This window comes from Glycomyces sp. L485 (assembly GCF_022548875.1).
In the GTDB taxonomy this organism is placed as follows: domain Bacteria; phylum Actinomycetota; class Actinomycetes; order Mycobacteriales; family Micromonosporaceae; genus Glycomyces.
Map to the genome: position 1 here is coordinate 55207 of NZ_JAKZEW010000016.1, position 18571 is coordinate 73777.

Genomic DNA, 18571 nt, shown 5'->3' on the forward strand with positions numbered 1-18571 from the left:
AACAGCCCCAGCGCATGTTCAAGCACTTCGGTCGCTTCAACGATTCGACCGCGTCGTTGCAGACGCTGACCACGTGAGAACAGTCGCCAGGCGCGGGGAAGCATTCTTCACATGCTACAGCCGTACTGCTGGCGTTACTACCACCGCCGGGAGCCCATCCCTCTGCAATTCCTCGCTCGGGCGGATGACCATCTGGAACATATCCCCATGAGGTAGGCCCTCGAGCACGAAACGGCCGCTCTCTTCAGTCGATGCCCTCCGAGTCCCTTCGGGACTTCGCAGCTCGACCTCATAAGTCCCCTCTGGACCGATCCACCCGTCGAGCCGCACTTCGCCTGCTGCGGAAGGTCGCGGCGTGACCATAACCGTCACAGTCTCACAGTCGAAGGTGATCGAAGCTGGATCACCTTGGCCGACAGCGAGTTCGGTTTCACCTCTTACGAGAGTGAACTCGGTCGGCCTTGAGATTCCGGCAACTCGCGCGTCGAGTTCGGCTTCTAGTTCCAGGGCGAACAGCACTCGTTCATTGAGGTCGTCCGGGATCGGATCGTCCCTGCCGTGAAGCTCGTTGATCACCGTCATGATGCGCTGATCGCAGGAGTCCAACGGCTCGTTCTCACCCTGCCCGTCGTGTTCAGGCCGCGTCATCGTCCCGCTCCTCACCTCTGCCCCAGGCCGGATCGGCCAGCAGCGTCTTCCTCAACTTGTTCAGGCATCGGCCCCTGGTGGGGCCGATGCTTCCCCTCTTCATCCCCAGTGTTGCGGCGATGTCGTCATAGTCGGGCCGATCGGCAGCCGCCACATAGGCGAGCAGCCGTCGGCACCTCTCTGGCTGTGCAAGGAATGCGCGTCGGACGGCCTCGTGCTCGGTATCGCGGACCAGGCCGTCCTCAATACCCTCGATGGTCGGCTCCTGAATGTCGATGGGATCGGCGACGATCTCGCGGCGGGAGCCGCCGATCAACCTCCAGGCTTCGCGTCTGACCGTAGTGAGCAGCCACTTCGTCAATGCTCGCGGTTGTTCCAACTCATTTCCCGGGCGCCACAGGCGAAGCCACGCCGTCTGCACGGCATCGGCGGCGCTCTCCCGATCGAGTCCGGCTCGACGCGCCGCTCTCCAGAGCAGCTCGTTGAGTTCCTCGACCAATGTCCGCTGGGCCTTCTTGTCACCAGCACGCGCAGCGAGATACAACTGTGCCCGTCTGTCATAGTCCACAGCAGCCACCGAATGAGCCGGAATCGCGTTCATTTCTTCAGGCTAACGGTTTTTCAACCGCTCCAGGGCCCCGAGTGCTCTTGCCGCGGCTTGAACGGAGTCCTCTGCCTCCGACGACCCGACCTCCGCCATCGCGTTCACCCAGAATGCCGCCGCGAGCGGCGCCGCGAACGATGTTCCACCCCATACCGCATAGCCCGACGAGAAGTCGTCGGGATCGTGGCTTTCGCGGTAGCGATCGGCGAAAGAAGCGCGAGATCGGCGGTCAGGCATCAGCGAGCCTTTTGCTTCGCACGGAAAAGTACTGACGAGCCCAGCACCAGTCGCGAAGCAGGCGACCCACGGGCCGTCATTCGAGAACATCGCTACGTTCCGATTCGGATTGAGCGCGCCAACACTCAGCACCGGAGCCGTCCCTTCCGGGCGGGGATGTGCGGCGTACGCGGCCGGGTAGAACGGCCGATCCGAGGACTGGTTCCCGGCTGCCGCGACGACCGCGACTCCGAGAGAGGTGAGCCGTTCAATGGCCTGCCCCATCCAGCCTCCAGGCTGGTCTTCGGGATTCTCGTCGACGTAGCCGAACGCGAGCACTACGATATCGACGCTGATCGCATCATCGTCACCGTCGCGGGCAGCTTCGACCTGATCGGCAACATGATGAAGTGCTCCGACCACCTCGTGCTCGTACGCCAGACCATCATTGTGGACGACTCTCAGCGAATAGACCTGGGAATCAGGAGCGACCTGGCGGATCAGGCCGGTCATGAACGTGCCGTGACCGAAGTGCGTAGCGACCTCGCCAAGCAGCGTGTTCTCATGCACCGGGCCTTCCCACGGCTCGTTCAGCGGCAGTGCGGGACTGTCAGAATCCTTGCCGAACGTCTCTTGGAATGCTCGATCGACGAGGACGAATGCATCCTCACCGGAGGTGAGGTCAGCGACATCGAATCCTGGATGCTCCTGGGGCACACCAGTGTCGAGAATAGCTACTCGGATGCGGCGGTCCATGGGCTTACGCGGTGGCATTGGATTCACCATGTCCACTGGGATCCGGCCGAGAGGCTTGAGTTTTCCTGAACCGGGTGGCTCGGCTTCGCTGATACCGGGTGTAGCACACGAAACGAGGAGATGCTCCAAATGAACCTTCTCGGTCAGTTCCGTGGACAGCTGCCCCTCGTCTGCGGCCGTATACAGCGACTGGAGCAGGCCCCAGGCGTCCACAGCTGCCGGGTCTCCGTGTCCGGTGAGGGAAACCGGCACGCGCTTCGCGCCGTGCCGCGAGCCCGCGTTACTCGCCGCTTGGCATTCGAGCCGCAGGCCGATGGGGCGCACCGCGCTTTCCAGTCTCCGCCGGGCTCCATCGTCGTCGAGGATTGATTCGTCGATGAGCAGTCGGTCATAGCGGTAGATCGTGCCGACCGGCATCGAGGTGCCTGGCGCGCGAACGACCTGACCGGGGCGCAGCACGCGGCCGTGGTGGCGGTCGAGACTCATCGCGGGCAGGTTGGGCACACCGCTCATGCGGTCGCGCCCCGGGTTCGGCTCCAAGTGAGGTTCTTCGTTGGCGAAGACCAAACGCATGGGAGCTCCTCTCGTCTCGGGGTGTTATGCGGTTGTTCGGTTGAGGAGAATGTTCCTCGGAGTCATTCTCCTCAACTTTCGCCGGGTTGTGGGTCCCGGCGGTATTCGATTTGTCGGGGGGCACTCAAGCCCAGAATGCGGCTGTCGTCACAGGCTGGACTGTTTCAACCGCGTTCTTTACGGTAAGAGACGGTCGATCGCCCGGAGATACACGCGGCTGCTGATTTTCTGCGATCGGCAGGCACGTGGAATCAGCTCCCGCTCCTGCGGACACGAAGAACGGCCCCACTCGGTGTTCGGGTGGAGCCGTGTTCGGTTTGCGACTCGGAGCTAGTCCCTGCTCGGCTCGTCTTCCCAGGTCTCGACGTCGAACTCGCCGTCCCTGACGCCTTCGACGAACGCCTCCCACTCCGAGGGCGTGTAGATCAGGATCTCGCCCTCGGGCTGTTCGGCCATGCGCAGTGCCACGAGGCCGTTGTCCGCGTAGCCGATCTCCAGCGCCGCCGGGGTCCCGTCCTCGTGCGTCGTGCGTTCCCAGCGGGCATTCGCCGTGTCGAACTCGCCCTTCAGGGGGTGGTCACGCTTTGTCATCACCCAAGCATAAAGGGCTCGGGCCTGTGTCGGCCCGAGCCCCCTTTGTCCTAGTCGCTCACGGCGAAGCCTGCGAGCGGTGAATCAGCCCTGGTGCGGGTAGCGCCAGTCGGTCGGCGGGACGAAGTTCTCCTTGATGGAGCGCGGGCTCACCCACCTGACCAGGTTCTGCCACGAACCGGCCTTGTCGTTGGTGCCCGAGCCCTTCGAGCCGCCGAACGGCTGCTGGTTCACCACGGCGCCGGTCGGCTTGTCGTTGATGTAGTAGTTCCCCGCCGAGTAGCGCAGCTCCTCGCTCGCCCACGCGATCGCCTTGCGGTCGTTCGCGAACAGCGCGCCGGTAAGCGCATACGGGGCGATGTCGCCGGCCTGCTTCACGACGGTCTCGAAGTCCTCGTCGTCGTAGACGTACACGGCGTGGATCGGCCCGAAGTACTCGTCGGTGAACAGCTCGTGCGTCGGGTCGGTCGCCTCGATCAAGGTCGGTTGGACGAAGTAGCCCTCGGAGTCGTCGGCCGAGCCGCCGGCGATGACGGCCGCCTTGGGGTCGTTCTGAATCCGGTCGAACAGCGCCGTGTGCTTCGCGAAGGCGCGGTCGTCGATCACGGCGCCGCCGAAGTTCGAGAAGTCGGTGACGTCGCCGTAGGAGATCTCCTCGGTCATCCCGAGGACGATGTCCCGCAGGCCCTTGTTCCAAAGCGACGCAGGCATGTAGGTCCGCGACAGTGCCGAGCACTTCTGGCCCTGGTACTCGTAGGAACCGCGGACCATCGCCACCGCCAGCTGCTGCGGGTCGGCGCTCGGATGGGCGATGATGAAGTCCTTGCCGCCGGTCTCACCGACGATCCGCGGATATGCGTTGTACCCGGAGATGTTGTCCCCCACCGACCTCCACAGGTGCTGGAAGGTCTTGGTGGAGCCGGTGAAGTGGATCCCCGCGAGGTCCGGGTCGCGCAGCGCCACGTTGGACACCGATTCGCCGTAGCCGGTCACCATGTTGATGACGCCCGGCGGCAGCCCGGCCTCCGAGAGCACGCGCATGATGAAGTGCGAGGCGAACTGCTGGGTCGGCGAGGGCTTCCACACCACGGTGTTGCCCATGATCGCCGGGGCCGTCGGCAGGTTGCCGGCGATGGCGGTGAAGTTGAACGGCGTGATCGCCAGGACGAAGCCGTCCAGCGGCCGGTGGTCGGTGCGGTTCCACACCCCAGGCGAGGACTGCGGCTGCTTGCGGTAGATGTCCTCGGCGAAGGCGACGTTGAAGCGCAGGAAGTCGATGAGCTCACAGGCGGAGTCGATCTCGGCCTGCGCCGCGGTCTTGGACTGGCCGAGCATGGTCGCGCCGTTGAGGACGTCTCGGTACGGTCCCGAAATCAGCTCGGCGGCGCGCAGGAAGATGGCGGCGCGGTCGGCGAACGAGGTCCGCTGCCAGTCGCGGCGGGCGGCCTTGGCGGAGGCGACGGCGTCGGCGACCTCGGAGTCGGTGGCCTCGCGGGCCACACCGAGGACGTGGGAGTGCTTGTGCGGCTGGACCACCTTGATCTCGGCGCCGGTGCCGCGGCGCCACTCGCCCGAGATGTTCATATCCAGATCGAGCGGGGTGCCCGCGAGCTCGGAGAGCTTCTTCTGGAGGCTCTCGCGCTCCGGCGATCCCGGCGCGTAGGTTTGGACCGGTTCGTTCGCCGGAGTCGGGACGTTAAACAAGGCATCCATCGCGCTCTCCCATTGATTCGATGGTAATTGCAGGCATAATTCTGTGATCCACAGGCTACCCTACGAGCTCTTATATCGCCATAGTCGCACAGTTCCGATTGGGTTACACAGTGCGATATGAACAAAAGCACGACCGGTGTGATGTAGGCGTCTACAGGCGGATACGTACCCTTGGACCGTGACCGATACACAGGATTCGCGCACCGAGACCGCCCCGAAGCCGAGACACCGCGGCACGGCCGCCTCCTGGGTGCTCGGCATCGGCGCGCTCGCCTCGCTCGGCGCCGTCCTCATGTCGCTGTACTCCCTGACCGGCATGTCCGACGGGCTCGACGACACCGGCGCGATGCTCCTGGCACTCAGCCTGTTCAGCCCCATCATCATCGCGATGTTCGCCGGCGCCGTCGGCGGGACCGTCGCCGGTCGCCTCCCCGGCCCCCGCGTGCCGCTCACGGCCGCCGGCTTCACCGCCGTCGGCCTCGCCGCCGCCGGAGCCGCCTACGCCCTGTTCAGCGTCGACGCCCCCATCGCGCTGGCCCTCGGCCTCATCATGCTCGGCTCCGCCTTGATCGGCGGGCTGTTCTCGCTGCCGCGCCACCGCGCCCCCGTCATCGCCGGGCTCCTGGCCACGCTGCTGCTGCTCGGGCTCATGGTCCTGCGGGGACTGGCCGAGTCCTCCTCGGCCAGCCTGTTCAGCGACCCGCTCGACGAGTACGGCGCGCTCGGCACCATCGCCCCGTTCCTCGCGGGCCTGGCCTGCGGGCTGTGCGCCTTCGCGGTCCTGCGCAAGGCGGCCGCCCCGAAGCGCCTCTACAGCTACCTCTTCGCCGGTGCGATCCCCGGCGCGATCTGGCTGCTGTCGACGATCATCGCCCAGGTCGGCGTCGAAGTGATCCTCTCGCTCGGCGTCGACCAGGTCTCCTCGCTCGACTCGGCGTACCTCACCTTGACGTTCCAGTGGCAGTACAACGGCGCGATGACCGTCCTGTTCGCCGGGGCCCTGTGCTCGGTCCTCGCCTACGGACTGCTGCTTCCCAAGGCCGAGAGGACCTCGTCGAGCTCCGAGGGCGCATACCAGTCGAGGTAGTGGGCCTCCACGGCCGAGGCGTCGGGTTCAGGCGAGGCGAGGACCTGGGCGATCTCGGCGGCCGCGTCGGCGTCATCGACGTGGATCGCCGCGACCTTCTTCAACTGCACCGTGCCGTGCAGATCCGCGCCGGTGCCGGTCCGGTGCTCGGCGAGGAGCCTCTCCTGCACGTCAGCTGAGACGACCACGCGCCGCGGTGCCTGGCCGACGAGCAGACCCAGCGAAGCCAGCGCGGCGTCGTCGAACGCCGTGTACTCCAGGTCCTCGATGTCGGTGTCCGGATGGGACTCGCGCAGCATGCGAGTCACCAGGTGGACCGGCCCGGCCGACTTGAGCTCCCCGGTCTCGGCGAGCGCGCGCAGCATCGCCGCGTTGGCGGGGACGTAGATTCTCGTCATGCCCTTATTGTGCTGCGCCGCCGGGGGCGCCGTGGCAGCGCTTGTACTTCTTGCCCGAGCCGCACGGGCACGGCGCGTTGCGGCTGGGCTCGTTCCCCGCCTGCCGCTGGTTCGGGTTGGCCTGCTTGGCGGGCGGCTCGGTCGTCGCGGCGCGCGGCCCGGCCGAGCGGACGCTCTTCGACGCGACCTTGGCGCTGCCCTTCGTGCCGGCGCCCGGCGTGCGGGTGACGCTGCGCTTGCCCTGCAAGGCCTTCGGCGGACGGACCTCGCCGCTGGCGTCGGTGTCGCGCACGACGGCGGCGCCGGTGCCGGCCGCGCCGTCGATCGAGGGCGAGGTCAGGCGCAGGTGCTCGGGCTTCTTGAGCGGCTCGAGGCCGCGGATCTCGGCCTCGGGCTCGGCCTCGGGTTCGCCGGGCTTGCCCTCGCCTTCCTTGGGGCGCGCCTTGAGCTCGGCGTTCATGAGGAACCTGACGGTGTCCTCCTTGATGCCGTCGAGCATCGTCTGGAACATGTCGTACGCCTCGCGCTGGTACTCGATGACCGGGTCGCGCTGGGCGTAGGCGCGCAGGCTGATGCCCTGCTTGAGGTAGTCGACCTCGTAGAGGTGCTCGCGCCACTTGCGGTCGATCGTCTGGAGCATGACGCGGCGTTCGAGCTTGCGGAGCACCTCGGCCCCGAACTGCTCCTCGCGGGTGGCGTAGTAGGTGTGGGCGTCCTCGCGGACGGCCTCGAGGAGCACGTCGGGTTCGAGGCCGTCGATGCCGCCGACGCGTTCGACGAGTTCCTTGTGGGTCAACTGGATCGGATAGAGCTGCTTGAAGGCGCTCCACAGCTCGTCGAGGTCCCAGTCGTCGGGGTAGCCGTCGGCGGTCGCACCGGCGACGTAGGCCTCGACGACGTCGTCGATCATGTGCTCGACCTGGTCGTGGACGTCGTCGCCGCGCAGGACCTTGAGGCGCTCGTCGTAGATGACGGTGCGCTGGTTGTTCATGACCTCGTCGTACTTGAGGACGTTCTTGCGGATCTCGGCGTTGTGGCCCTCGATCTGGGACTGCGCCGACTCGATCTGCTTGGTCACGAGCTTGGACTCGATCGGGACGTCGTCGGGCACCCGCAGGCGGTTCATCATGGCGCGCACGGCGTCGGCGTTGAACCGCTTCATGAGGTCGTCCGACAGCGACAGGTAGAAGCGGGACTCGCCGGGGTCGCCCTGGCGGCCCGAGCGGCCTCGCAGCTGGTTGTCGATGCGGCGGGACTCATGGCGCTCGGTGCCGAGGACGTAGAGCCCGCCGACGTCGCGGACCTCGTCGGCCTCGGCGGCGCAGGCCTCCTCGAACTTCTTGAGGGTCTCTTCCCAGGCGGCCGCGTAGGTCTCCTCGTCGGCCTCGTCGACGCCGCGGTTGCGCAGCTCGGCGGCGGCCATGTACTCGGGGTTGCCGCCGAGCATGATGTCGGTGCCGCGGCCGGCCATGTTGGTGGCGACGGTGACCGCGCCGCGCTGGCCGGCCTGGGCGATGATGTCGGCCTCTTTGGCGTGGTTCTTCGCGTTGAGGACGTTGTGCGGGACGCCCTTCTTCTTGAGCCCGCGCGCGAGCGCCTCGGACTTGTCGACCGAGACGGTGCCGACCAGGACCGGCTGACCGGTCTCGTGGCGTTCGACGATGTCGTCGACGACGGCGTCGAACTTGGCGTCCTCGGTCTTGTAGATGACGTCGGGCCGGTCGTTGCGGATCATGGGTTTGTTCGTGGGGATGGGGACGACGCCGACGCCGTAGACGCGGTGGAACTCGGCGGCCTCGGTCTGGGCCGTGCCGGTGATGCCGGCGAGCTTGTCGTACATCCGGAAGTAGTTCTGGAGGGTTGTGGTGGCGAACGTCTGGTTCTCCTGCTTGATCTCCACCCCCTCCTTGGCCTCGATGGCCTGGTGGATGCCCTCGTTGAAGCGGCGGCCGGCCAGGACGCGGCCGGTGAACTCGTCGACGATGAGGACCTCGCCGGCCTCGGAGACGATGTACTCGCGGTTGCGTTCGAACAGCTCGCGGGCCTTGATGGCGTTGTTGAGGTAACCGACCAGGGGCGTGTTCACCGAGTCGTAGAGGTTCTCGATGCCGAGCCGGTCCTCGACGCGGGCGACGCCGGACTCGCTGATCGCGATGGTGCGCTTGCCCTCGTCGACCTCGTAGTGCTCGTCGCGCTTCAGCGTGTCGACGATCCGGGCGAACTCGGTGTACCAGCGCTGGTTGTGCTCGGCGGGCCCGGAGATGATGATCGGCGTGCGGGCCTCGTCGACGAGGATCGAGTCGACCTCGTCGACGAGCGCGAAGCCGTGGCCGCGCTGGACGAGGTTGTCGATCGAGGCCGCCATGTTGTCGCGCAGGTAGTCGAACGCGAGCTCGTTGTTGGTCGAGTAGGTGATGTCGCAGTTGTAGGCCTCGCGGTGCTTCTCCGAGCCTTCGCCGGGAAGGACCACGCCGACGCTCAGGCCGAGGAAGCGGTGGATCTCGCCCATCCATTCGGCGTCGCGTCGGACCAGGTAGTCGTTGACGGTGACCTGGTGGACGCCTTCGCCGGAGAGGGCGTTGAGGTAGACCGGGAGCGTGGAGACGAGGGTCTTGCCCTCGCCGGTCTTCATCTCGGCGATGTTGCCCTGGTGGAGGGCGGCGCCGCCCATGATCTGCACGTGGTAGTGCCGCATGCCGCGGACGCGCTTGGCCGCCTCTCTGACCGTGGCGAACGCCTCGGGCAGAAGGTCGTCGAGGGTCTCGCCGTCGGCGAGACGCGCCTTGTACTCGTCGGTCAACGCGCGCAGCTCGGCGTCGGTCAGCGACTCGTACTGGTCCTCAATCGAGTCGACGGCGTCGGCAATGGCGTTGAGCCGCTTGAGCGCGCGGCCCTCGCCCGCTCGCAGTACCCTCTCGAACAACGACACGGAAAGTCAGCTCCCAGCAACGTCTTGGCCACAGATTCAGGGTGGATATCGCGTCCAATAGTACGCGTCGAAACCTGCTGGTCCCGCTCGCGCCACCTGGGGCACAATCGGTGCTTATGGAACCCGTCACCCTCGAAGCCGAAGGCCTGCGGCTCGTCCAGTGGGAAGAGCACCATCTCCCGGACTTGCAGCGCATCTACGACGATCCCCTGATCGAGCGGTTCATGGTGATGCCGCTGCCGTGGTCTCGGCAGTACCGGGACCGCTTCCTGGACCTGTGCTCCCGGCACTGGAGGGGCGACAACCCGCGTTGGGCGGTCGTCGACGAGGCCGGTGCGCTCGTGGGCTCGGTGGCGTTGACGCACGCGTTCTCCCAGGAGGTCTCGATCACCTACCTGACGGCGCCGTGGGCGCGGGGCCGCGGCGTCGCGCAGCGCTCGATCCGCGCGGCCGTCGCCTTCGCGTTCGACCGGATGCGGATGCAGCGGGTCGCCTGGGACGCGATCGTGGGCAACCATCAGTCGCGGCTGGCCGCGATCCGCGCCGGCTTCAGCATCGAGGGGATCTCCCGCAACGGCGTGAACCAGCGCGGCGCCACCCGCGACTGCTGGGTGGGCGGGATCATTCCCGGCGAGGTCCGCGGCGCCGAGGCCCCGCCGCCCGACTACCCGATCCTGAAGCGCCAGGCCGCGTTCTTCATGGCCGAGCAGCCGGTCGTGGAGACCGACGTCCCCGGGCTGCTCCTGCGCCGCCTTGAGGAGAAGGACGTCGACGATCTGGCCGCGAGCTGCGCCGACCCCGAGACGCAGCGGTGGGTCGGGGGCCTGCCGAACCCGTACGAGCGCGAGCACGCCGAAAACTGGGTGGAGCGAACCCGGAAGGTGTGGGACCGGGGCGAGTCGGTGCTGTACGTCCTGGCCGACGACGCCGACCGCTACTGCGGCTCGGTCGAACTGCGACTGGGACGCACGGGCGAGGCCGAGCTCGGCTACTTCACCGCGCCGTGGGCGCGGGGCCGCGGCTGGATGACGGCCGCCACGAAGCGGATGTGCAGCCTGGGGTTCGAAGAGCTGGCGCTGGAGCGCATCGAGTGGCGCGCGGTGGTCGGCAACGAGGCGTCACGCCGCGTCGCCGAGAAGACCGGCTTCGTCGTGGAGGGCGTCAAGCGCCAGATTCTCCACGGACCTGGCGAAAGGGTTGACTGCTGGACGGGATCCCTGCTTGTCTGATGGCGTGTATCTCGTCGAGACAGTCACCACCTCGGCGTTCACGCTGCGCGCGGCGGACGCGGATCTGAAGCTCGATTGCGGCTTCGAACCGGGCATCGCGGCCTTCGGCCCCGGTGAAGGCGAGCCGTGGGGCGCCATGGCGCTGCGCGAGGCCGACGGGACGGTGTCGGCCCGGTTCTGGGTCGCGCCCGAGCGCCGCGGCAGGAAGCTGGGGGCGGCGATGCTCAGGGCCGTCGCCGGACCGGTGTTCGCCACGGGCGCCAAGCGGTTCGAGACGCGCGCGCCGGTGCGGGAGCTGGCGGCGATCCGCTCGGCGATGCGCGCCGGGTTCAGGCCGGACGCCGGGATCATCCGCGGCGGCGCCTGGGACGGCAGCGACGCTCTCGGGCTCGGCCTGCTGCCCGAATACGGCCACGGACCGGCGCCGAGGGCCCTACCGGATCTCCCCGGCGGCGAGCTCACCGACGGGACGGTGTCGCTCCGGACACTGCGTCCCGACGACTTCGAGGACCATCTGCGGCACCGCGCCAGCCCCGACGTCTACTCCGGTGCGGCCCTCCAACTGCCGCCGAGCGTCGGTGAGATCGCCGACATGTGCGAGTGGCGCGCCGCGATCGACTGGCTGCGGGGCCGCTCGGCACTCATGGTCGTCGACGACGGCACCGGCTACCGTGGGACCATCGGCCTCTACGACGTCGCCCGCGTCGTGGGGACCGCCATGATCGGCTACGACCTGAGCGCCGGCGCCCGAGGCAAAGGCTACGCGACTCGCGCGGTCAGGCTCGTGTGCCGATGGGCGTTCACCGAGGTCGGCGTCGATAGAGTGTGGGCGGGGACCGACGTTCACAACGCGGCCTCGCAGGCGGTGCTCCGCAGAGCCGGATTCAGGCTCGAAGGCATCGCGCGGGGCGGCCTGCCGACGCTCGACGGCACCAGGCGAGACACCTTGTCGTGGGCCGCACTTTCACGTGATACGTAATGCAACCTTCGCGTATGTGGTGAGCGTCGACTATATAGTGAACCAGTCGCTTCGCAATGTGGAGGAAGCCCCTTTGAAGTTCTTGCCCGCCCATATGCTCGCAGTGGCGTCGCTGCTGCTCGTCGGAGCCTGTGGCGCTCCCCAGCAGGGAGCGTTCACACCGGCGCCCATCGTCCCGGAGGTCGCGCTCGAAGCCGCCGAGACCCACGACCCGACCGAACCGTTCACCGTGTCCGCCGTCGACGGCGTCCTCGAACGGGTGACCGTCACCTCTGACCGCGCCAAGACCGTCGACGGGAAGTTCAGCGAAGATCTCACGTCCTGGACCTCCGAGGGCGTCCTCGACGCCGGGTCGACGCACACCGTCACGGCGATGGCGGTCAGCTCCGACGGCACCGTCACCGAGTTCGAGCGCCAGTTCACCACCGAGGGCCGCGAGGGCTCGGGCTTCTCCGTCGCCGATGTGACCCCCGTCGTCGATGGCGAGACCGTCGGTGTCGGCGCGCCGATCATCGTCACGTTCACCGAGGCGGCCCCCGACCGGGCCATGGTCGAGGCGCAACTCCAGGTCGAATCCGAGAAGGACCACGAGGGCGCGTGGCGCTGGATGAGCGACACGCAGGTCATCTACCGCACGAAGGAGTACTGGGACGCGCACCAGACGGTGACGTTCACGGCCACCTTCGACGGCGTGCTGCTCGGCGAGGACACCTGGGGTTCGGAGGACTACACCGCCGAGATGGAGGTCGGGCCCGCGAACATCTCCTACACCGACGTCAACTCCCACTACATGACCGTCGAGATCGACGGCGAGGTCGCCCGCGAGATCCCGATCAGCGCCGGCAGCGGCGAGGAATGGGAGTACCACACCGCAACAGGCGTCCACCTCGTGATGGAGAAGCTGTCGCACAAGGTGATGGTCGCCCCCGGCAAGGAGGAGGGCGACGAGGGCTATTACGAGACCCCGGTCAACTGGGCCACGCGCATCAACGCCTCCGGCGAGTTCGTGCACGGCGCGCCGTGGTCGGTGTACGCCCAGGGCAACGCGAACGTCTCCCACGGCTGCCTGAACGCCAGCGAGGAGAACGCCAAGTGGTTCTACGAGATCTCCCAGCGCGGCGACCCCGTCGAGGTGGTCGGCTCGCCCCGCGAGATGCCGTGGACCAACGGCTGGGGTTACTGGGTCTTGTCCTTCGACGAGTGGAAAGAGGGCTCGGCCCTCTGAAACCGAATCCTATAGGATATAGGATCCCGCATTTCGCACCGGCGGCCCCGAGCTCATCGCTCGGGGCCGCCGACTCGTCCGGATGCCACCCCTCAAAGCATCCGGACGGCGAGGCAGGTCCCCCCTTGCCGCCGCGCGGGGCGCGCGGCTAGATGTCGAGCCTGAGCAGGCCGTAGTCGTACGCGCGGCGGCGGTAGACGACGCACGGCTTGTCGCTCTCCTTGTCGTGGAACAGGTAGAAGTCGTGTCCGACGAGCTCCATGTTCTGCAGGGCGTCGTCGACGGTCATCGGTTCGCCGGGGTGGAGCTTCTCTCGGACGATGCGGCCGGGCAGGCGCTCCTCGACCAGCCCGTCGAAGTGGTCGACGTCCTCGGAGATGAAGTGCGCGGCCGCGTAGTCCTCCCGGTTCGGGCCGGCGCCCACGCCGCGCGGCTCGGTGAGGGTCGCGCCAGAGCTGATCGGCTCGGCTCGGCCGGCGCGTCCCCGCTCGTAACCACCATGCTCCGTCTGCGCCGCCGCGGTGGCCTCTGCCACCGAGATCGGCCGCGACTTCCCGCCGCGGTGCACCCGCTTTCGGTCGGAGCACTTCCGCAGCTGATTGCCGAGCTTCGTCACCGCCAGCTCGAACGCGGAACGGAAGTCGCCGGCGCTGGCCTCGGCTCGCATCACCGTTCCCTTGGGGCGGCACGTGATCTCGACGCGCTGGGCGTGGTCGTTCTGACGGGGATTGGGCTCGTGAAACAGCTCGACGTCGATGTCGATCGCGTCGCCGTCGTACCGTGCCAGGTACTTGGCGATCTTGGATTCGATCTTCTCCTCGACGAGCTCGCGGTAGTGGTCGGGAACCTCCACGTTACGGCCCTTGACGACGATTTCCACCTCGGAACCTCCCAGGTGCATCCCCACTGAACGGGATGCGGACGAAGTTGCTCTCATTCTGGGTCCGGAGCCGGTAGCCCGGTACGGCGGATCGAGGGACCTCCTCTCACGGGGGGACGAACAAGCGGTCGGCGGCGCTCAAGTGTTGCGAGCGTTCACCTTCGGTCAAGTGGCTGGCCACCTGCTCCTAGTCGTCTCGTTACCGATCTGAGATTTTGAGACTATCCCTTGGAGGACCGAAAGTCGACCCCTTGGATATGGGAATTCTCCACTCTCACAGGCCTCGGCCGCTTGAATTCGATAGGACCAATCGTAACCCTTCGAGAGCCTTCGCGAACGGTGTGCGATCGTCTAGTCGCCTCGCCTGCACTTCGAGTGGCGACCACACCGTCACGCGCGCGAGCATCCGCCGCAGGCGTCATTCGACACGGGCGACGGCGACCGCCGCCGGAACCGCCACACCGGCCCGTCGCAGCACCGCGGCGGCGGCGCTCAGGGTCGCCCCGGTGGTGACGATGTCGTCGACGAGGATCGCGGGCCGGCCGGAGTCCGCGAGGGCGGCCGCGCGGCGCGGGACCACCGCGAGGCCGGCGCGGGCGGCCCGCAGGCGCTGGGCGGGAGTGAGCCCGACCGAATCGGGCCGCGGGCCGGCCCGCAGGCACCGGCTCGTCGCCCCCATCGGCGCGCAGAGCGACGCGACGTGGTCGAAGCCGCGTTCGCGCCTGGCGGCGCGGGTCGGTGGCACCGGCACCAGGACCGCGCCGGGCGCCTCTTCGGCGACGACGGCGACGGCGCGGCGCAGGAGGGCGGCGAGGGCGGGGGCGAGCTCGCGGCGCCTGCGCTCCTTGTACTCGTTGAGTGCCTCGGCGAGCGGCCCATCGTAAGCGCCGGCGGCGACGACCGGCGGCGTCCCCGAGACGCGCGGCGTCGCCAGGCGCACGTCGGCGGTCAAGGCGGCCGCGCACGCCTCGCACAGACCGCGGCCCGCCGCGGGCGCCTCCCGGCAGGCGGCGCACGCGGCGGGCAGGAACAGTTCGTTCAATGCCTCGACGAGTCTCACACCGGGCTTAACGACCGTCAGGTCCGCAGGGTGACTGCCGGTGGGACGCGGCTGGCCCTCCAGGCGGGGTAGACCCCGGCCACGACGCCGACGACCGCCCCGATGACGGGTCCGGCGGCGAACAGAGCCGGTTCGAACACGATCTGCCAGTCGCGCAGCAGCGAGACCAGGGCGGTCACGTTGACGCCGAGGACGGTGCCGACGAGCCCGCCGATGAGGCCGATGAGGGTGGACTCCCACACGAACTGCATGGCGACGGCCCTGCGGGCGGCGCCGACGGCCCTCCGCAGGCCGATCTCACTGCGCCGCTCCATGACGCTGACCAGGGCGGTGTTCGACACCGAGACCGCGCCGATCACCAGCGACACGGCTGCGAGGCCGAGCAGCAGGGCCTGCATCTCGTTCTCCACGCCCTTGCGGAAGCTGCGCAGGTCGCTCGGCTTGGACACCGAGAGGTTGTCCGGGCCGTCGGGGAAGGCCGCGGTCGGGGCGGTCCGGGCGACCTTGTCGGCCGCGCCGAGGTCGGTGCGGATGAACACCTCGGCGGCGCCGAAGGACGTGTCGGCCTCAATGCAGGGGGTCGGGGGGATGACCACCGCGCTGGTGAGCTTCGCTTCGCCGTCGGGGGCGTCGAAGATGCCGACCAGGGCGTACTCCTCGCCGTCGAGGTAGATCATCGGGGCGCCGTCGAGGGAGGTGTATCCCAGGTCTCGGGCGGCCGCGGCGTCGATGACGGCGACGCGGTCGCCGCGCTCGGCGTGCCCGCCGTCGAAGGGCCGGCCCTCGGTGAAGGTGAATCCGTAGGCCTCCATCGCTCCGGGCTCCATGCCGAAGACCGCGACGTTGCGCGTGTAGTAGTTCTCGGGCGTCCGGGAGGCCGGCAGCTCCTCGTTGGCGTTGCACAGGATCCCGGAGTCGACCACGCCGTTGATCTCGCGGACCCGCTGGGAGGATTCCAGGCTGGGGGCGTATCCGGCGTCGCGCATGCTGTTGGAGAACGCGACGGTTACCTGTGTGGCCTCGGTCGCGTCGAACCGGTCGGCGATCGCCGCCGCGGAGGTCGAGGACAGCCCGACGGTGGCGACGGTCGCGGCGATGCCCAGGGCGATGCCGATCGCGGTCATCCACGTCCGCGTCGAGCGCCCGCGCAAGGACCGGAACGACTCGTAGGCGATGCCGAGACTCTTGACCCCGAAGCGGGCCTTCGGCTTTCGCGCGGGTTCAGGTCGGGTGAAGTCGAGGACGGCGGTGTCGGACTCGACCACTTCGGGCTCGGGCCGCCGATTCCCGCGGGCCATCAGCCGTTGCCCCGGTCGCGCCAGGCGACCACGACCTTGTCGCCACGGGCCAGCTCGCCGTCGATCGGTTCGACCACGCCGCGGCCCTCATGGCGCAGGGTCACCTCGACCTCCATGTGGAGCTCGGTCTCGGCCTCGCCTTCGAGTACGGTGACCATGGTCCTCCCGCCTGAGTCCGTCCACAGTGCTGAGAGTGGGACGATGACGGCGTCCTCGGCGGATCGGGCGCGGACGAGCGTGACGGTCTGTTCGGCGCCGGGGACCAGATCGTCGGCGTTCTCGACCTCGCCCTGTTCGAACTCGAAGATCGCGAAGGTCTTCTCGACCGTGCCGGCCTCCTCTCCCGACCACTCGTCGACCTCGCCCTCGACCTCGCGGGTCTCCAGTTCGGGAACGGCGACCTCGACGTTCTCAAGCGGGCCGGGGCCGTATTCGAGTTCGGCGTCGTCGCCGTACTTGGACAGCTCCGAGGCCTGCTCTTCACCCAGCTCCGATTCGAGCTTCCAGTCGCCGGAGACGAGGGTCATCACCGTTCCCTCGACCGGCGCGGACTGCTTGGCCGCGATCTTGCCGACCTGCATCGGCAGTCGGGGAAGGAACACCGCCTCCGAGGCCGGCAGCCGCACCCGCTCGACGGTGTCGGCCCGGCCGCTGTCGGCGGACTCGCCGCCCGCGCCTTCGTCGCCTGCGTCCGCGCCGCCGTCGGGCTCGGCCGCATCCTCGGTCGTGGGAACCTCGTAGCCCTTGCTCTGGTAGAGCTTCTTCAGGTCCGAGGCCGTGCGCGAATCGAACGCGCCGGTCACCGGGGTGCCGTAGATCCACGCGAGGGCCCTCTGGAGCTGCTCGACGTCGGGGCCCTCGTCACCCTCGGCGAGGTCGCGGTAGGCCGGCACATCGCCGGGCAGCGCGAGCATCGGCCGACCGGAGACCTCCATCAGGACCGTCCCGGCATTGACCTCGTCGCCGGTCTTGAGCGGCAGTTTCGATGCCAGGGCGATCTCGATCCCGTCGGGGGCCGACGGGGCGGCGACCGGGAAGTCCCCGGTGCGGTCCAGCGTGGCGGTGAACTCCATCGTGTCGATCAGCTGCCCTTCTTCGACACGGACGGTGATCACACTGTCTTCGGGTTCCCGGGTCTCCTCCGCGCGCTGGGCGGGCGTTCTCGCCTGCGCCGCGAAGTACCAAGCGGTAGCGGTCGCGCCCAGCAGCGCGACGGCGAGCACGCCACTGATCACATGGCTTTTCGTGAGCCGCATTGTTAGCTCCACCTCCGCTCCCAAGACGCGTGCAGGAGAAGGCGAAGTTGCGACCGATACGTCTCGAATCAGTAACGAATGTTCAGTTGTTCAGGCCGACGGCCTTCATGCGGTCCTGGTGGGCCCGGGTGAGGCGCCGCAGGAGCTCGTCGACCGAGCCGCCGCCTCCGGCGATGAGCTCGGTGAGTCGCTCATGAGCGGCGGCCACGCCCTGGGCGCGGTTGATGCCCTCGCCGACGAGCCGACGGCCCCACAGCGACAGCCGCCCGGCCGCCGACGGGTCCTCCTCGACGGCGGCGCGGATCTCGGCGGCGGCGAACTCGGCGGCAGAGCCTGCCTCCAGGACCTGTTCGATGAGGGCGCGGTCGTCGGCCTCCACCTGCTCGGCGACGGCGCGGAAGAAGTCGTCGCCGACCGCGTCGCCGACGTAGACCTTGACGAGCGCCTCCAGCCAGTCTCGGGGCGCGGTGGAGGCGTCGTAGGCCCGGAAGGCCTCCTTGAACGGGGCCATCGCCTCGGCGGGGTCGGCGCCCAGCTCGCCGAGGCGGTCGGCGAGGAGGCGGTAGTTGCGAATCTCGCCCACCGCGGCCTCCGACATGCGGGCGCGGCGCCCCAGGTCGGGGGCTAGGCGAGCGTCGACGGCCATGCGCTCGAACGCCAGGAGCTCGCCTAGGGCGAGCAGCCCGAGAAGATCGATGACCGCCTCGCGGCTCGGGCGCCAGTCGTCGCCGTGATCGGCCGTCCCGGCCGCGGGATCAGTTGATTCGGACACGACGGCAGGTTACCACCGAGCCCGGAGGCGCCCATTCGGCGAAGCTCGCAACACATGAGCCGGACTCGCCTCGAATTCGGGCGTCGCCGCAGCTGAGACGGCGGCGTTTCCGGTGAATCCGCCCACTTCGGGCGACTCGCGCGAACGTCGCACGAAGACGATCGCGCCGAGACCGCGTACGATGGTGAGGAGCGACCGCGGCCCTTGCGGCATTCCCTAACAGCGCGGTCCTCGACGCGCACGCGACCATAGCGGCGCGATTGCGAAGCGGCGATTCACCGGATCCGGCGGTCGTCGCCGCTGTGTAAACGACAAAGAATGTGGCGCCGAGTTCCCCGGATCTCCAGGCAATGTCCT

The 18571-nt window shown here is 68.2% G+C and carries 16 protein-coding genes; 4 read left to right on the forward strand and 12 right to left on the reverse strand.

Annotation, left to right across the window (positions count from 1 at the left end):
* Positions 1 to 114: 114 nt before the first annotated feature.
* From L0U85_RS10320 to pruA, 5 genes are all read right to left on the reverse strand, one after another.
* Positions 115 to 648 (reverse strand): hypothetical protein, encoded by a 534-nt coding sequence (locus L0U85_RS10320; protein ID WP_241377678.1) that lies wholly within the window; start codon positions 646 to 648, stop codon positions 115 to 117.
* A complete protein-coding gene (locus tag L0U85_RS10325; protein ID WP_241377679.1) occupies positions 635 to 1249 on the reverse strand; it encodes a sigma-70 family RNA polymerase sigma factor in 615 nt (204 codons plus the stop codon). Before L0U85_RS10325 ends, L0U85_RS10320 begins: the two co-directional genes overlap by 14 nt.
* A gap of 9 nt (positions 1250 to 1258) precedes the next feature.
* Positions 1259 to 2797, reverse strand: coding sequence for a S8/S53 family peptidase (locus L0U85_RS10330; protein WP_241377680.1), 1539 nt, complete (start codon positions 2795 to 2797; stop codon positions 1259 to 1261).
* Positions 2798 to 3127: 330 nt separating this feature from the next.
* Positions 3128 to 3388 carry a DUF397 domain-containing protein gene (locus L0U85_RS10335; RefSeq protein WP_241377681.1) on the reverse strand — a complete coding sequence of 87 codons (261 nt, stop codon included), beginning with the start codon at positions 3386 to 3388 and terminating at the stop codon, positions 3128 to 3130.
* An 84-nt stretch (positions 3389 to 3472) separates the two neighbouring features.
* Positions 3473 to 5101 carry an L-glutamate gamma-semialdehyde dehydrogenase gene (pruA, locus tag L0U85_RS10340; protein ID WP_241377682.1) on the reverse strand — a complete coding sequence of 543 codons (1629 nt, stop codon included), beginning with the start codon at positions 5099 to 5101 and terminating at the stop codon, positions 3473 to 3475.
* Positions 5102 to 5279: 178 nt separating this feature from the next.
* On the opposite strand from pruA, the gene L0U85_RS10345 reads away from it, so the two are divergent.
* The gene (locus tag L0U85_RS10345) at positions 5280 to 6188 is read left to right on the forward strand and encodes a hypothetical protein (RefSeq protein WP_241377683.1); all 909 of its coding nucleotides are present in this window, start codon (positions 5280 to 5282) and stop codon (positions 6186 to 6188) included.
* On the opposite strand, the gene L0U85_RS10350 is transcribed toward L0U85_RS10345, so the two are convergent.
* Positions 6119 to 6586: a hypothetical protein gene (locus L0U85_RS10350; protein WP_241377684.1), complete on the reverse strand. Its 468-nt coding sequence runs from the start codon at positions 6584 to 6586 to the stop codon at positions 6119 to 6121. The two genes, L0U85_RS10345 and L0U85_RS10350, sit on opposite strands and share 70 nt — an antisense overlap.
* 4 nt (positions 6587 to 6590) lie before the next feature.
* Positions 6591 to 9515 (reverse strand): preprotein translocase subunit SecA, encoded by a 2925-nt coding sequence (secA, locus tag L0U85_RS10355; protein ID WP_241377685.1) that lies wholly within the window; start codon positions 9513 to 9515, stop codon positions 6591 to 6593.
* Positions 9516 to 9631: 116 nt separating this feature from the next.
* Here secA and L0U85_RS10360 point away from each other — a divergent pair, with 116 nt between their 5' ends.
* The 3 genes from L0U85_RS10360 to L0U85_RS10370 all read left to right on the forward strand — a co-directional run bounded on the left by L0U85_RS10360 (position 9632) and on the right by L0U85_RS10370 (position 12948).
* The gene (locus tag L0U85_RS10360) at positions 9632 to 10744 is read left to right on the forward strand and encodes a GNAT family N-acetyltransferase (RefSeq protein WP_241377686.1); all 1113 of its coding nucleotides are present in this window, start codon (positions 9632 to 9634) and stop codon (positions 10742 to 10744) included.
* A 4-nt stretch (positions 10745 to 10748) separates the two neighbouring features.
* Positions 10749 to 11723: a GNAT family N-acetyltransferase gene (locus L0U85_RS10365; RefSeq protein ID WP_241377687.1), complete on the forward strand. Its 975-nt coding sequence runs from the start codon at positions 10749 to 10751 to the stop codon at positions 11721 to 11723.
* A gap of 73 nt (positions 11724 to 11796) precedes the next feature.
* Positions 11797 to 12948, forward strand: coding sequence for an Ig-like domain-containing protein (locus L0U85_RS10370; RefSeq protein ID WP_241377688.1), 1152 nt, complete (start codon positions 11797 to 11799; stop codon positions 12946 to 12948).
* A 148-nt stretch (positions 12949 to 13096) separates the two neighbouring features.
* On the opposite strand, the gene raiA is transcribed toward L0U85_RS10370, so the two are convergent.
* From raiA to L0U85_RS10395, 5 genes are all read right to left on the reverse strand, one after another.
* Entirely contained in the window at positions 13097 to 13828 is a 732-nt protein-coding gene (gene raiA, locus L0U85_RS10375; protein WP_241377689.1) for a ribosome-associated translation inhibitor RaiA, read from the reverse strand.
* Between the two features lie 418 nt (positions 13829 to 14246).
* Complete coding sequence (locus tag L0U85_RS10380) at positions 14247 to 14870, reverse strand: hypothetical protein (RefSeq protein WP_241377690.1); 624 nt, start codon at positions 14868 to 14870, stop codon at positions 14247 to 14249.
* Positions 14871 to 14905: 35 nt separating this feature from the next.
* A complete protein-coding gene (locus L0U85_RS10385) occupies positions 14906 to 16186 on the reverse strand; it encodes an ABC transporter permease (RefSeq protein ID WP_241377691.1) in 1281 nt (426 codons plus the stop codon).
* Entirely contained in the window at positions 16186 to 17442 is a 1257-nt protein-coding gene (locus tag L0U85_RS10390) for a hypothetical protein (protein WP_241377692.1), read from the reverse strand. The genes L0U85_RS10385 and L0U85_RS10390 overlap by 1 nt, the downstream gene beginning before the upstream one ends.
* 82 nt (positions 17443 to 17524) lie before the next feature.
* On the reverse strand, positions 17525 to 18214 hold the full coding sequence (locus L0U85_RS10395; protein ID WP_241377693.1) for a ferritin-like fold-containing protein: 690 nt from the start codon (positions 18212 to 18214) through the stop codon (positions 17525 to 17527).
* Positions 18215 to 18571: the final 357 nt, after the last annotated feature.